A 14,554-nucleotide genomic window follows, 5' to 3' on the forward strand; every position below is an offset into this window, starting at 1 on the left:
TTAGAAATACCCTTCCATTTTTTTCTTTTCCATCGATCCAGCACTGTCGTGATCGATCATGCGGCCTTGACGCTCTGAAGTAGTGGTGAGCAACATCTCTTGGATGATTTCCGGTAGGGTCGCTGCGCTCGACTCGATGGCTCCGGTGAGCGGGTAGCAACCGAGGGTACGGAAGCGCACCAGTTTTTGTTGCGGCTGCTCGCCAGGTTCGAGTGGCATGCGATCGTCGTCGACCATGATGAGGGTACCGTCGCGTTCAACCACAGGGCGCTCTTTGGCGAAGTACAGCTCAGGAATTTCGATGTTTTCGAGGTAGATGTATTGCCAAATATCGAGTTCGGTCCAGTTGCTCAGCGGGAATACACGAATGCTCTCGCCTTTGTGGACTTTACCGTTGTAGATATTCCATAGTTCTGGACGCTGATTTTTCGGATCCCAGCGGTGCTTTTTATCGCGGAAGCTGTACACGCGCTCTTTCGCACGTGATTTCTCTTCGTCGCGTCGTGCGCCACCGAAGGCTGCATCGAATTGGTACTTATCCAGTGCCTGTTTTAATGCTTGGGTTTTCATCACATCAGTGTGTACTGAGCTACCGTGGGTAAATGGCCCGATACCTTGTTTGATGCCTTCTTCGTTGCTATGGGTGATGAGTTCGAAGCCATGTTGCTTGGCCATGCGATCACGAAACTCGATCATTTCGCGGAATTTCCAAGTGGTGTCGACATGCATCAGCGGGAATGGAATTTTGCCTGGGGCAAACGCTTTACGTGCTAAGTGCAGAAGCACGGAGCTGTCTTTACCGACAGAATAGAGCATGACGGGGTTTTGGAATTCGGCGGCAACTTCACGAAATATATGAATGGATTCCGCTTCAAGCTGCTTTAAATGCGTTAGCTTCGAGGTCATGGTTTTGTAGCATCCTTGACTGCTGTATTTGTGTTTAATTGGTTTTTTTCGGTGCGTTGAAAAGTTGTTGGATTGTAGCGCAGTTTCGGGGCTGGTGGAAGTGAGAGGTGGGGTGCAGTCCTTGGACTGCACCCTAAACCTGCTAGTTTTTATGCGATCGCATAAGAAGAGGTGTTTTGGTGGCAATTTTCGAATGTTATTATGCGATCGCATAAATTGATTTCATGTTTAATTTTCGTGATATCCTTTTCGTTATTTTCAATCTTTAAAGAATCGGATGTTAAAGATGACTACAAATATTGTCTGGCATGAAGCCTCGGTTTCGGCTGCGGAACGCGCGGCGCAAAAAGGCCACAAGCCTTGCGTGCTTTGGTATACCGGTTTGTCGGGCTCGGGCAAGAGCACCATTGCCAACGCGGTGGATAGAAAGCTGTTTGAGCGCGGTTGCCATAGTTATGTGCTGGACGGCGACAATGTGCGCCACGGCCTGAACAAAGATTTGGGCTTTGATGATGCCTCGCGCGTTGAGAATATTCGCCGCATTACCGAAGTCGCGAACTTGATGACCGATGCCGGGCTGATTGTCGGTACCGCATTTATTTCCCCATTTGTGGCCGATAGAGCGCAAGCGCGTTCTTTGGCTTCTGCTGACTTTATTGAAGTGTTTGTCGATACGCCGTTAGATGTGTGTGAACAGCGTGACCCAAAAGGGCTGTATAAGAAGGCTCGCGCGGGCGAGATTCCGCATTTTACTGGCATTAGTTCGCCGTATGAACCGCCGGTGGCACCGGAAGTACATCTGCGCACGGCTTCGCTGAGCGTGGAAGAGGCGGCGGAGCAGGTGGTGCAGGCGCTGGTGGCACGTGGGGTGCTGAATGTACGTTGATGTATTTAATGGCGATGCCGATGGGATTTTCTCTCTAATTCAGTTGCGTAAAGTATTTCCAGTTGATGCTGCTTCGCAAATGTTGATTAGCGGCGTGAAGCGCGACAATGCGTTGCTGGCGAAGGTGAGCGATGATCAGGCTCGCGACGCCGTGGTGCATGCTTTAGATATTTCTTTTGATAAAAATACCGACGACTTGCGACGGATTCTGTCGCAGGGGGCTTCAGTGTTTTATTGTGATCATCACCAAGCGCGTACGCTGTTTGAGCACGTGCGTTTGCAGTGCTTGATTGATTTTGCGCCGACGGTTTGTACTGGGCTGCTGATGAATGCTTATTTAGAGGGGCGTCAGCGGTTGTGGGCGGTGGCGGCGGCGTTTGGCGATAGTTTGAATCATGTTGCCGAGGCTGAATGTGCCGCATTAGGGCTGTCTGCTTCTGAGGTTTCTGCATTACGCGAACTGGGCGTGTTGGTGAATTACAACGGCTACGGCGCCTCAGTGGACGACTTGCATTTTGCGCCGGAAGATTTGTTTCGAGCGTTAATGGATTACGATTCGCCGTTGACCGCCGTGGCTGACTCGGCAGCCGATGCGCCGTTTGCGGTGTTGCGTCGTGGCTTTGCTGAAGATATGGCGTTGGCTGCAGCAGCTGATGTGGTGGCTTGTGATGATGTGGTGCGTGCGGTGATGCTGCCTGCTGAAGCGTGGGCGCGCCGCATTAGTGGCACCTTGGGGAATGATTTGGCGCATGCTAATCCGTCGCAGGCAATTGTGATTGCTACGCCGAACGCCGATGGCGCCACGCTGACTGTGAGCTTGCGGGCGCCTAAGGTTCGCCTTGAGGGCGCTGGTGACATCTGTGCGCGGTTTGATGGCGGCGGGCGTGCTGGCGCTGGCGGGGTGAATGCGTTGCCTGTTGGTGCGCTGGATGAGTTTGTTGGCGCTGTCCGCGCATTTTATAAGTGAGAGGTGGGGTGCAGTCCTTACTCTGCCCCTGGGTCGGAGCAAGGACTGCACCCCTCCTACTACTCGAGCCAGCGCTAATCTTGGATAATGGAATACGGATTTAAGAACTGTCGCTTCCACAGTAGCCGTTTATCGACTTCGCTTAGCGCTGCCTCTTCGCACACCGCGTTCCAATTATTCGTAATGGTTTCAATTTGATGTTCGAATATTTCTTTGGCTTCGGCTTCTGACAGCAGAAAGTTATGTGCAGCGGCTAAGCAGGTCTTTAATTGGCTCATCTGGTTTGTACCGAATATCATCATGGCCTGCGATGCTTCATTGCCCGCTCGACCTTGTGGGCAAATATCGTACGCTGGGGTTAACGAGAGTGAGCGCCCGTCCCAAAAGGCCGCATGGTTTCTGGCATGATCGTCGGTGTTGCCCGATAGAATATTAAAGGAAAGTCGAGCAAACAATTCGCGAAGCGTCTGTTGTGGGTTATTAAAACGATGGCGGATAATTTCTGCTAGATTTTCGTAACTCGCATAACGCGCCATCATCTCATCAAGTCCAAGTAAGGTTAGGGCTGAGACAATAGACTTGCGCGTCCAACTTTTGTCGTTTGTAACACGATCAAAGCGTTCAACCAGTAAAACATCTTTGTGAGCAGACTGGGTTAGCATTACAGGAGCGACATTCAGGCCTGCAAGGCTTGCTAGACGCATTGCGATAAACTCTGATTTTACAACGCTATAAACATCAGTGCTCGCAGAAAATTTGGCGATGTATTTCTTGCCGTGAGCTTCAACCAAGGCTTTTGGGCGAGCCCCCCCAATTGAACTGCCATGAAACAAAGCTTGATCAAGTTCAGGAGTAAGTGGAACTCCTTTTTCAACACGTTCTGCTGATTCCATTAATTCTTCAATGCTTACGTTTGTTGAAGTTCTTGGTACATATTCTGTCGCAGATAATTGAAAATCTAACGCGCCGATACGATCAGACCCTGACTCAAGCAAATACGTCAACTCATCAAGCTGACCCGTATCTATATTCTGGCCTTTATGGCCCATGCGACGATTGATAATGACGCGACGCCCCCATGCATCTGGTGCACTATCTCTGATGCACCCTGGTACAGATAGGCCGTCTAATAATGGTAAAACTCCCGATTCTAATGGCAGCTCCGGTTCGTAAATCGAGATAGCATTTGGTGTGCGCTCAAGATAACTTTTACCGTAGTTGAAATACAATTTGTCACCATCGGGCTCTAAGCGACCAGCTACGGTCGGTTCAGTATTACCGGGTAGCCAAATCCAGACAAAGGCTTCTTTATATTTTCGGAGTAATTCTGGTTCAATCTTTCGTTTAGAAGTCATCCTTGGCTACCTTTCGAGATTTTCTAGCCGTTTTGGGTAATAAGCTTAGCTTTTCATTAACTTGTTTGACATGCATGGCAAGTCGGTTGGGTTCATTCTCAAACAAATTGACGCCAACAATTCGGGCTACTTCAAACGTCGCACCAATTTCGCATTTAGGATCAGCCTTTTCTATGCGGTGAAGCATACTTCTTGAGATACCAGCGCGATCGGCTACTTCTTGAGCGCTCATTTTGTTTTCAAGTCTCGCAGAGCGTATCAATCCAGCAAGCAGAGATAATGCTTCTCGGGTGTAATGTGAGTAACTTCTTATAACTGATTTTGGCATTATTGTTCCATACATAATACATATTAATATCTAATGTTTCATGTATAGCACATCGGTCTGTTTTTCGCTAGTTGGTGGGAATCGACTAGCTGCCGGAGTTGGGGGAGGAGGTGGGGTGCAGTCCTAACTCCGCCCCTGGGTCGGAGTAAGGACTGCACCCCACCTTGACAACTGGGCGAGGGCGGCATAATTTTCAAAGGTTACCCTTTGTGAGGGTTCTTTTGCGAGATGACGCTCATGCGCAACCTACTAATAATAGCGGTACTGCTGTCGGCAATGGCTGACGCGGCGAACGCACAGTCCAACCAAATGTTTGAGTCTGAGCCGGGCTTTTGGAAACTTGAAGAAACCATGTTGTGGCAGTTGACGGATCCGGCTGAGCGCGGTGAAGTTCACGCAATTTATAAGCTCAATAGTCTGGTGAAAAAATGCCTAGCGCGCGCCGAGTGCAAAGGGCCGCTTGCGAACAAAGGTGAGCGCCCGACACAGCAACAACGTGAAGCTGCGGTAGCGGCGGCACGGTTGGCGGCGTTGTTTCTCGATAAGTCGAAGCAGGCCGGACTGGAGCGTACTCCGACACTTTTTGTACGACTTCATACCTTCGCCAACAACTTAACCTATGCGCCAAGCACTTACGTTTTGGGGCGGCAATTTCTTCGTGGCGGCATTGTGGCGAAAGACCCAGAGTATGGCGCGCAGTTGCTACAAAGTGCATTAGAGCGCGGGCATTTAAAATCGGGAATTGAACTGGGTTTGCATTACCGTTCCATCGGTTCGTCGCAAGCCGCGCTGGATGTTTTTAAGCAAGCGTTTGAGCTGCTTCGCGACGTAGAGAATCAGTATGAACCTTATGTGAATACTATTCACTCGAATCTACGCGAGCTCGGCTATCCACTGGATAACGTGCTGGCACAGCGCAAGGCATCGATGACTTCAGCGTCAGCGCCTACCCCAAAACCACAAACTTCTAAGGTTCGCGACAATGTTGTAGAGCAAGCTCGGCAGTGCGCGGACGATCTCGAAAATATCATGCAACGTCGTTCTAGCTTGAGCCGGCAATTGCGATCAATTGATAGTCAATTGGATGACGTTGAGGGCGACATCAACGTGCTGCGAAATACACGAGGCACGGTGCGTGGTACCCATGAAGGGGCTTTGGAAAGTTATGCGCGAAGTGGGCAGTTTAGTCGACTCGAGCAAGAGCGACGCGATTTGTTGCGCGAGCGCGGGTATGTTGATCGTGATCTGCGTTCGTTGAAAGATTACAACCAAATGCGTCAAAGCGAATGCAAGATTTCATTGTCTCGCAGTGAATACGACTTGGTCTGCAAAGGCAGAAGTAACAATACATTTTGTGAGGGGTTCAACTGGTGAGCACAAGCAAAAAATGGGTGTTATGGGGCTTTGTTGGCGTGCCGGTAGGTGCGGTTGCGTTGCTGTTTACGGTTGGCGTGTTGAGAGATTTTGGACTATTGCCCGAGCGCCTGCCTTGGCATGCGTCGGCTGCGGAGAAGTCTAGTTCAGTCTCTGGCGCAGTAGGAAGTAAACCGGTTATTGCCGCACTTGGTGATAAAGAAGCTCCGACGCCAATGGGTGCGCATGTCGCACAGCATTGGACAGATTCTTGGCTACGAAACTACGATATTGTCCTTCAAGCGGTTCGCGGCGATAAAGCGGCAGAAGCGCGCGTGCATGAGGTATTGGCTTATTGCAGAACAGAAGCCGACTGCCCAGCACCGGAGAATTCGTTTACCCCAATTAGCAATGAATTGGCCGATGTGGTGACAGCTAGATATCTTTTAGGTGTGTATTTTGTGCAGCAGGCGCGGGATACCGGTGAAGTTGAGGCCGGCAACCTTGGGTACAACTACCTAGCTTCTGCAACCAACTATAAGCACCCAGCGGGAGCATTTGCGTACGCGGAATTGTACGATGAAGGAAAGATTGCGGAGCGCGATACGAATGTAGCCTTCACCTTTTACCGCGAGGCTGCACTGTCAGGCTATTTCCCTGCGGCTTTGCGAGCGGCGGGTATCGCTGAATCTGTAAAGAGCTGGAAGTATGCACTTGAGTCGCTTCACTTAGCACAACGGTATCCTCTTGCTGACGCGGATAGAGCTAAGATTCAGGAGGAAATCACGCGCATTGAGCATGTTGTGTTGAAAGATAGTTTAGTCACCGCCGAAGAACTCCCGCGCACCATCCGCCTGTTTTGAAAGAGGAGGGGTGCAGTCCAAGGACTGCACCCCTCCTTTATTGTTGAAGCATGAAGTTATCAACGGCGAAGCCCTAGACTCAGCCTTGTAACAACTGTTTAACAGCTTTATAATCCAATTTTAAATTATTGGTTGTTTGAACGGATGTAAGCTAAGCCAGTGAAATTTCTAATGCCCGTACTGCAGCTGCCGCGCTCCATGAAGCGCCTGGTGAGCCTGCTAGCTGATGCAACGGCCATCTTGGTTGCGCTAATTGTTGCGCACGTGTTGGCGTATTTATACCAGCCGCCGAGCGATTTATTGCGCTGGGCGTTTTTGTATGTGGCGTTAACCATCGGTTCGCTGGCGGTGTTCACGAAGCTGGGGCTGTATCGTGCGGTGGTGCGGTATGTGAGTTTCCGTGCGCTGGGTTCGGTGTTAGTCGGCGTGTTTGTTTCCACACTTTGGTTGTGGGCGCTGCGAACCATGCTGCAGCTTGACTTCCCTGGGCACGCGGTGGCCAATTACGGTTTGATGGCGCTGCTGATGATCGGCGGAAGTCGTCTGATTATGCGTGAGATTTACCATCGCATGGTGAGTCGTCGGAAGCGCCGCGTGCTTATTTATGGGGCTGGTTCGGCTGGTCGGCAACTGGCGCAAGCATTGATGAATGGCGAGCAATTTCATCCGGTGGTGTTTGTGGATGACGACCGCACGCTGCAGCGCACAACCATTCTTGGTATTCCCGTCATTGACCCATCGCAGGTTGAAGATGCGGTGACCAGTGGTCAAATTGAACGTATTCTTTTGGCTCTGCCATCTGCGACGCGCTCGGTGCGCAAGCAAATTCTTGAATCACTCCAACCTTTAAATATTCGGGTGCAGACCATTCCTGGTATGGCCGACATGGTCAACGGCGATATCTCCATTGATAGCTTGCAAGACGTCAACATTGAAGACTTGTTGGGGCGCGATCCGGTGGCGCCGGATACCACATTGATGCAAAAGCACATTCGCGACAAGGTGGTGATGGTGACCGGTGCGGGCGGTTCGATTGGCTCGGAGCTGTGTCGTCAGATTATTTTGCAAAAGCCTCGGGCGTTAGTGCTGTTTGAACTGAGCGAATATAGTTTGTATGCGATTGACCGCGAGTTGCGTCAGCTATGTGACCGCCACGGTGTGAGCCTTGATATTTTTCCGATGATGGGCTCGGTGCAAAACCAAGCGCGCGTTGAAGGCATCATGAAGGCGTTTAAGGTGCAGACGGTTTATCACGCCGCGGCCTATAAACATGTGCCTTTGGTTGAGTTTAATATGGTTGAGGGCGTACGCAATAACGTATTCGGTACCTGGGCGACGGCTGAGGCGGCCATTAATGCTCGGGTTCAGCAATTTGTGTTGATTTCGACCGATAAAGCGGTGCGACCAACAAACGTGATGGGCACCACCAAGCGTTTAGCAGAGTTGGTGTTGCAATCATTGGCGGAGCGCGAGAATGTGTCGACGCGCTTTTGTATGGTTCGTTTCGGTAATGTGCTGGGCTCTTCGGGTTCGGTCGTACCGCTGTTTAAGCAACAGATTGAGCTCGGTGGGCCGGTGACAGTGACGCACCCTGATATTACCCGTTATTTTATGACGATTCCTGAAGCGGCGCAGTTGGTGATTCAGGCGGGCACGATGGGTTCGACTGGTTCGGTGTTTGTGCTGGATATGGGCGAGCCAGTGCGCATTGTCGATATGGCGAAGAAAATGATCAACCTGTCGGGGCTTGAGCTGCGTACGCGCGATAATCCTGATGGTGATATTGAAATTAGTTTTACTGGCTTGCGACCAGGTGAGAAGTTATATGAAGAGCTGCTGATCGGCGATAATGTTGTACCGTGTGCGCATCCGCGCATTATGCAGGCGCAGGAAGATTTTATGACGTGGTCTGCTATGCACGATTTGCTGCAGCTGCTCGACAATGCTTGTGAGCATGCATTGTACGACACCATCCGTAAGCTATTGCTGCAAGCCCCGTGCGGCTATACCCCTTCTGAAGACCACGTAAACGACCTGCTGGCGCGCCCTCTTTTATAAGTTAAGAGGGGTGCAGTCCAAGGACTGCACCTGTATACTTCTTTTGCAATTAATTTTCTGGAGTTAGGAATGATTTTGGTGACTGGTGGTGCGGGCTACATTGGTTCGCATACGGTAGTTGAGCTGTTGCAAGCTGGCCACGACGTGTTGGTGTACGATAATTTTTGCAATAGCTCGGTGGAGAGCTTGAAGCGCGTGACGCAAATTACTGGTAAGGACGTAACCTGCGTGGAAGGTGACATTCGCGATGGTGAATTGCTGCAGCGCGTATTTAGTGAAAACAATATTACTGCCGTCGTTCATTTTGCTGGCTTGAAAGCGGTCGGTGAGAGTGTCGCAAAGCCACTGGAATACTACGAAAACAATTTTGCCGGTACGATGATTTTGTTGCAGGTAATGGCTGAACATAACGTGAAGCGCATTGTGTTTAGCTCGTCGGCGACGGTGTACGGCGACCCATCTAGTGTGCCAATTCGCGAAGATTCGCCTACTGGCGGTACAACCAATCCTTACGGCACGTCAAAATACATGGTCGAGCGTATGCTGGCAGACTTGTGTGTGGCTGATCCTGAATGGTCGGCGATTGTCTTACGTTACTTTAATCCGGTTGGCGCGCATGAATCGGGGCTGATTGGTGAAGACCCGAATGATGTTCCGAATAACTTGCTGCCGTACATTGCGCAGGTCGCGGTAGGACGGTTGAAGCAGTTGAGCGTTTACGGCGATGATTACCCGACGCCAGATGGTACCGGCGTTCGTGATTATATTCATGTGGTCGATATAGCGCTTGGGCATTTGGCTGCGCTGGATAAATTGCAAAAAGCGACTGGCTTCGAGGCGGTGAACCTTGGAACTGGCAACGGCTACTCGGTATTGGAGATGATGCATGCGTTTGAGCAAGCATCTGGCCGCGAAGTGCCGTACCAAATCGTGCCGCGTCGGCCTGGTGATATTGCGGTGTGTTATGCCGACCCATCGTATGCGCGCGAATCGCTTGGCTGGGAAGCGCAGCGCGACCTCGCCACCATGATGACCGACGCCTGGCGCTGGCAATCGCAGAACCCGAATGGGTTTAAGGGTGCAGTTTAAGGACAGTACCCCCGAAGAGGGGTGCTGTCCTTGGACTGCACCCCACCTCCTGCTCAAATCACGGAACCAGTAATCAACCCCGAACGCTCTATCGCCGCGGCCAACACTTCTTTCGCCCCAGCTTCCCCATGCACCAACCGCACATCACGCACCGAGCCCGCCGTGGTCTGCAAAAACTCCAATAACCCCTTCTGGTCAGCATGCGCACTATAACCGCCAAGTGTATGCACTTGGGCACGAATGTCGTAGCGCTCATGATCCAACATGACATAACCTCCGCGCGGCCCATACTCTTGAATCTGCCGCCCCGGCGTACCTTCGGCTTGATAACCAACAAACACAACGTCAGTTCGCGAATCACCCAACAAAGCCTTCAAATAATTCACGATACGCCCTCCGCTACACATGCCGCTAGCAGCCAAAATGATGGCCGGCTCGCCGCTTTCGCGCAACAGATCAACAATTTGCATATGTTGTTCGTGGCTTTCCACCACATGCAGACGTTCAAAATTAAGCGGATGGCGATCATCCGCCAAACGTTCCTTCGCTTCCTCGTCCCACAATGCTTTTAAGCGCCGATACTGTTTGGTGTACTGACTTGCTAGCGGTGAATCTAAAATCACCGTCATCGTGCGCCAGTCAGGGTCTTGATGCATGATGTCTTCTATTTCGTACAGCAATTCTTGCGTGCGGCCAATACTAAATGCGGGAATCAACACCGTGCCACCATCAACATAAGCTTTCTCAATAACTTCTTTTAAGCGCTGCTGGCGGGTTTCGCGGTCTTCATGGAAGCGATCGCCGTAAGTGCTTTCTAGTACCAGTAAATCAGCATATTCCAATGGGGTTGGGTCAGGCAGTAACGGGGTGTTTTTACAGCCTAAATCGCCGGAAAACACCACGCGTACTGGGTCTTCATGTACGCCCACTTCAGTCATCTGTTCAAACTCAACGTAAGCTGACCCCATGATATGTCCGGCGTTGCGCAAACGTAGCCGCCAACCATGTTCCAGCGCATGCCAGCGGTCGAGAGGGAGGGGTCGGAGTAAGGACTGCACCCCACTTAATACTTTAGAGGCATGCGGGAAGCGGGTGATTTTCATGGCGTCTGCTAGCACAATTGGGAGGAGCACGGCGGTTGCGGGCGTGCAGTAAATTGGCTTGCGAAAACCGGCCGCCATTAAACTTGGCAAGCGGCCGACATGATCAATGTGGCAGTGGGTAATGACTAATCCAACGAGGTGATCAATCTCAAAATCAATCTCCTGAATGCGACCGAATTTGTCGCTAGAAATCGTAAAATCAACAACGTCACCGCCCTGAAATTGACCACAATCAATTAACATGGCGTTGCCATCAGCCATTAGGAACTCGTGGCAAGAGCCCGTCACGCCTTGGTGCGCGCCGTGATGATGCACTCGGTCGATCATGTTATGAATAACGTCCATGTTGTTTACTATCAATTGTTTAACGTAATATTATTAAAAAAATAACATAATGCTATTATCTTTGCTTGCTTTTGTTTTCAAAATTATACGTTACTCTTTACATTGTATTTACGTTTTGAGCTCATAAACGTTAAAACAATTAGAAGCTGTCAAAGGGAGTCGACATTAAAGTGAGTGAACCTCAAACTGTACAAACCGAACAAATAAACGAAGTGAAAAGTGCTCATAAAACGCGCCGAAAAATATCGCTATACAATGGCACAGAAAAGCTCTCTGATTTGGGCGTGCCATTGGCGGAATCAAATGGTGCGGCGATTAAGCGAGCTATGGCGGAATTACAGCGCTCGCCAATTTTAACGCACGCCGTTTTTCGTGATCGAAAGGGAAAGCAATGGGTGATTCCACGAGCTATCTCTTTTATAAAACGTCTGAAAATTCAATTTTTCGCCAACTGACACACACCAAGTAAAATTTACATTTCTACGCTAGTCATTCTGTTTTTCTTGTGGTTATATTGAAGACATAACAATAATAAGAAAACAGAGGCGGGGAATGCGCATAATACAAGTCGATCAGCAGGCCAAGGCGGTCGTGAACCTAGTGATAGGTATCGCTTTGTTTATGGCTGCTTTCGTGATCTTGGTGTACCGATTTCTCGAGCCGACCCAGCTTCAAATTTACCACTCTTTAAGCTCATCTATTCTGATTGCGGCCGGTGCAATTGGTATTTCTTTACTGACTTTCGACTTAAACAGCCGCAGTGAGTCGAGGGCTGGCTTATCGCGACTGTTCGCGGTGCTGGCGGTTATTGCGTCGGTCGACGGTTTCATGGGCAGCCTGTTTGATACGTTCGATTCACAAGTTCATCGCGGGCTTTATGCTACTTCAGGATTGGTTGGGGTATGGATGGCGTTGCGGTTACGTAACCTCTTCGCGATTCGTGTACAACGTATTATTAGTGGGTTGGTGGCATTAGCGCTCGCCATATTACTATTGATGCATTTTGTGACGGAAACGCCGCTGTTGGCGCGTCACCCGACGGGCAGCTTGGTTTCTGGCGCATTGGTGTTGCTTGCTCTTATTGGCCTTTGGAATCAAAGCACCGCCAACGAAGGCGAGTTACCAACGGTCAGCATTTTGACAACGTCAATTGCCGTGATTGGATTACTCATTTCCTCTGCGATTGGTGTGACCCTGTTTCATAATGAAATGAATGAGTTGCGCGATAGAGGGCGCGAAGCGGCAGTAGGCCTCAATGCAAGTCGCCGTGCGGCAGGAAATGAATATGTCAGCACGTTACTGCGTTTGGCGGAGCGCTGGGAAAATTACCCGGAAACTATTCATGATAAATTGATGTCGATTGATATGACGGCATTTTTGCGCGATGTCGATTTTCTAGAAAGTCTGATTTTACGTCGTGGCAACGAGTTAGTTTGGGAGCGTTCGCGACATCAAGATACCACGTATAAAGCAATGTACTTGGCCGATGGTTACTTGCAACAGCAATTTGACCCGACAAAAAAAGACAAAGTACAAATGTTGGTGGCTTCGCGTGCAAATACTGAGTCAGGTGCTCGGTTATTTATTCACGTACCGATAGATTTTAAAGACGATAATTATGAAAGTGGCTATTGGGGGATCTTGGCCGTCGTGAATGTGCCCAAGATGCTATCAAATCAAGCACTCGCTTATCGCTCGCCTATTTACACTTACACCGCAATTTCTAACGGCATGTTGCTTGACGAATATGGCCATTGGGTGTCTGACACCACACTGATGTATTTGCAGAAAAAAGCGCTGTTCTTGTATGAAAGTGCGCTCGATACCGAATTTACTAGCGGTACACCGATTTATTCGTACATGTATGATTTGTCGGAAATGCAGGCGCGTGCCAATTTGCAGACGTTGGTGAGCTTCGCCGGAATTGCGATTGTGTTGTTCTTGGCGTTAACCATTGAACGTAACCGCGAGTTGGTGGTGCAGGGGCGTCAGCTGCGTTTTCAGGCGGAACACGATGCACTGACTGGGTTATATAATCGCACCACGATTGAGCGCATGATCGCCGATAGATTCCATAAGCAGCGCGATTTAACCGCATTGTTTATTGACCTCGACGGCTTTACGCTGATTAACGATAGCTTAGGCTTGCAGGTAGGTGACCGCTTACTACAAGTGCTAGCGCAGCGCTTAAGCAACATTGTTGGTAATCGCGGTATGTTAGCGCGCTTTGGTGGCGATGAGTTCTTAATTGTGTTGCAGAACATGCATGAGAACGAAGAGGCGGTGACCGAGTTAACCAATAAGATTCTGAGTGCCGTCGCGCAGCCTTATCGCATTATGCATCATAAGATTTATCTTACGGCGAGTATTGGCGTCGCGCATCAAACGGAAGACCAGTATGCGCCGCTTGAGCTGATTCAGCGTGCCGATATGGCAATGCATCAAGCCAAGCGCCAAGGCCACAACCACGTTCAGATATACCAAGACAGCATGAGCTTGCAATTTAAGTCATCGGCGGCGATGCGTTCGAGCTTGCAAGAAGCAATAGAAAAGAATCAGTTAACGCTGCATTACCAGCCGATTGTGCGTTGTAACGATGGTGCGACCATTGGTTATGAGGCGTTGCTGCGCTGGGAGCGCGAACCTGGTAAGTTCATTTCGCCTACTGAGTTTATTCCGCTAGCCGAAATGACAGGGCAGATTATTCCGCTTAGCGAGTGGGTGTTCCGTCGCGCTTGTGAAACCGCGGTGAAATTGCAGGAGCACGGGCCATGCAAGATGGCGGTGAATTTGTCGACATTGCACTTTAACCGTACCGAATTTACTCCGTTCCTAGAGCAAACCTTGGAAGAGACGGGCTGTAAGCCAGAGTGGTTGGAGCTTGAACTGACCGAAAGCATCTTGATGGAAAACACCGATTATGCGGTGGAAGTACTGCAAAACCTGCGTAATAAGAACATTACGATTTCGTTGGATGACTTTGGTACTGGCTTCTCGTCTTTGAGCTATTTGAAACGGTTGCCAGTAGATAAAGTGAAAATTGATCGCAGCTTCGTGGCTGGTATTCGTACCCATCGTTCTGATCGCGTATTGATTGGCTCGGTGATTAAAATTGCACAAAGCCTCGATTTCGCCGTGGTTGCGGAGGGCGTTGAAACGCCACAACAAGCGGAATTTGTCACCGAGCTGGGTTGTAACTATATGCAAGGTTTTTACTTCGGCCGACCAGTACCATTCGAAGAGTTGTAAAACATTCGTTAATCCCGATCTTTTGGTCTATTAATTACATACACTTATGTAT

At 49.9% G+C, this 14,554-nt stretch carries 12 protein-coding genes; 8 read left to right on the forward strand and 4 right to left on the reverse strand.

Translation table 11 applies throughout. From position 1 onward, the window contains the following. On the reverse strand, window positions 1–1,119 hold the full coding sequence (cysD, locus tag D3795_RS00080; protein WP_173020958.1) for a sulfate adenylyltransferase subunit CysD: 1,119 nt from the start codon (window positions 1,117–1,119) through the stop codon (window positions 1–3). 73 nt (window positions 1,120–1,192) lie between these two features. Between cysD and cysC the strand changes: the two genes are divergently transcribed. Continuing rightward, a complete protein-coding gene (cysC, locus tag D3795_RS00085; protein ID WP_156265617.1) occupies window positions 1,193–1,792 on the forward strand; it encodes an adenylyl-sulfate kinase in 600 nt (199 codons plus the stop codon). Further along, window positions 1,782–2,759 carry a hypothetical protein gene (locus D3795_RS00090; RefSeq protein WP_156265618.1) on the forward strand — a complete coding sequence of 326 codons (978 nt, stop codon included), beginning with the start codon at window positions 1,782–1,784 and terminating at the stop codon, window positions 2,757–2,759. The genes cysC and D3795_RS00090 overlap by 11 nt, the downstream gene beginning before the upstream one ends. A 74-nt stretch (window positions 2,760–2,833) precedes the next feature. Here the strand turns inward: D3795_RS00090 and D3795_RS00095 are convergent, their stop codons facing one another. Beyond that, window positions 2,834–4,114: a type II toxin-antitoxin system HipA family toxin gene (locus D3795_RS00095; RefSeq protein ID WP_156265619.1), complete on the reverse strand. Its 1,281-nt coding sequence runs from the start codon at window positions 4,112–4,114 to the stop codon at window positions 2,834–2,836. Continuing rightward, window positions 4,104–4,442: a helix-turn-helix transcriptional regulator gene (locus tag D3795_RS00100; protein ID WP_156265620.1), complete on the reverse strand. Its 339-nt coding sequence runs from the start codon at window positions 4,440–4,442 to the stop codon at window positions 4,104–4,106. The genes D3795_RS00095 and D3795_RS00100 overlap by 11 nt, the downstream gene beginning before the upstream one ends. A 237-nt stretch (window positions 4,443–4,679) precedes the next feature. Here D3795_RS00100 and D3795_RS00105 point away from each other — a divergent pair, with 237 nt between their 5' ends. The 4 genes from D3795_RS00105 (at window position 4,680) to galE (ending at window position 9,805) form a co-directional block, all read left to right on the forward strand. After that, a complete protein-coding gene (locus D3795_RS00105) occupies window positions 4,680–5,816 on the forward strand; it encodes an SEL1-like repeat protein (protein WP_156265621.1) in 1,137 nt (378 codons plus the stop codon). After that, window positions 5,813–6,658 carry a sel1 repeat family protein gene (locus D3795_RS00110; protein WP_156265622.1) on the forward strand — a complete coding sequence of 282 codons (846 nt, stop codon included), beginning with the start codon at window positions 5,813–5,815 and terminating at the stop codon, window positions 6,656–6,658. Before D3795_RS00105 ends, D3795_RS00110 begins: the two co-directional genes overlap by 4 nt. A 171-nt stretch (window positions 6,659–6,829) precedes the next feature. Further along, on the forward strand, window positions 6,830–8,716 hold the full coding sequence (locus D3795_RS00115) for a nucleoside-diphosphate sugar epimerase/dehydratase (RefSeq protein WP_173020959.1): 1,887 nt from the start codon (window positions 6,830–6,832) through the stop codon (window positions 8,714–8,716). Between the two features lie 69 nt (window positions 8,717–8,785). Further along, entirely contained in the window at window positions 8,786–9,805 is a 1,020-nt protein-coding gene (gene galE, locus D3795_RS00120) for a UDP-glucose 4-epimerase GalE (RefSeq protein WP_156265623.1), read from the forward strand. 53 nt (window positions 9,806–9,858) lie between these two features. Here galE and D3795_RS00125 read toward each other — a convergent pair whose 3' ends face one another. Beyond that, a complete protein-coding gene (locus D3795_RS00125) occupies window positions 9,859–11,253 on the reverse strand; it encodes an MBL fold metallo-hydrolase (protein ID WP_310942354.1) in 1,395 nt (464 codons plus the stop codon). A 170-nt stretch (window positions 11,254–11,423) separates the two neighbouring features. On the opposite strand from D3795_RS00125, the gene D3795_RS00130 reads away from it, so the two are divergent. After that, complete coding sequence (locus D3795_RS00130) at window positions 11,424–11,708, forward strand: hypothetical protein (protein WP_156265624.1); 285 nt, start codon at window positions 11,424–11,426, stop codon at window positions 11,706–11,708. 97 nt (window positions 11,709–11,805) lie between these two features. Continuing rightward, window positions 11,806–14,502, forward strand: coding sequence for a putative bifunctional diguanylate cyclase/phosphodiesterase (locus D3795_RS00135; protein WP_156265625.1), 2,697 nt, complete (start codon window positions 11,806–11,808; stop codon window positions 14,500–14,502). Window positions 14,503–14,554 lie beyond the last annotated feature (52 nt).

Origin of the sequence: Pseudidiomarina andamanensis (assembly GCF_009734345.1) — a bacterium.
GTDB classification, from domain to species: domain Bacteria; phylum Pseudomonadota; class Gammaproteobacteria; order Enterobacterales; family Alteromonadaceae; genus Pseudidiomarina; species Pseudidiomarina andamanensis.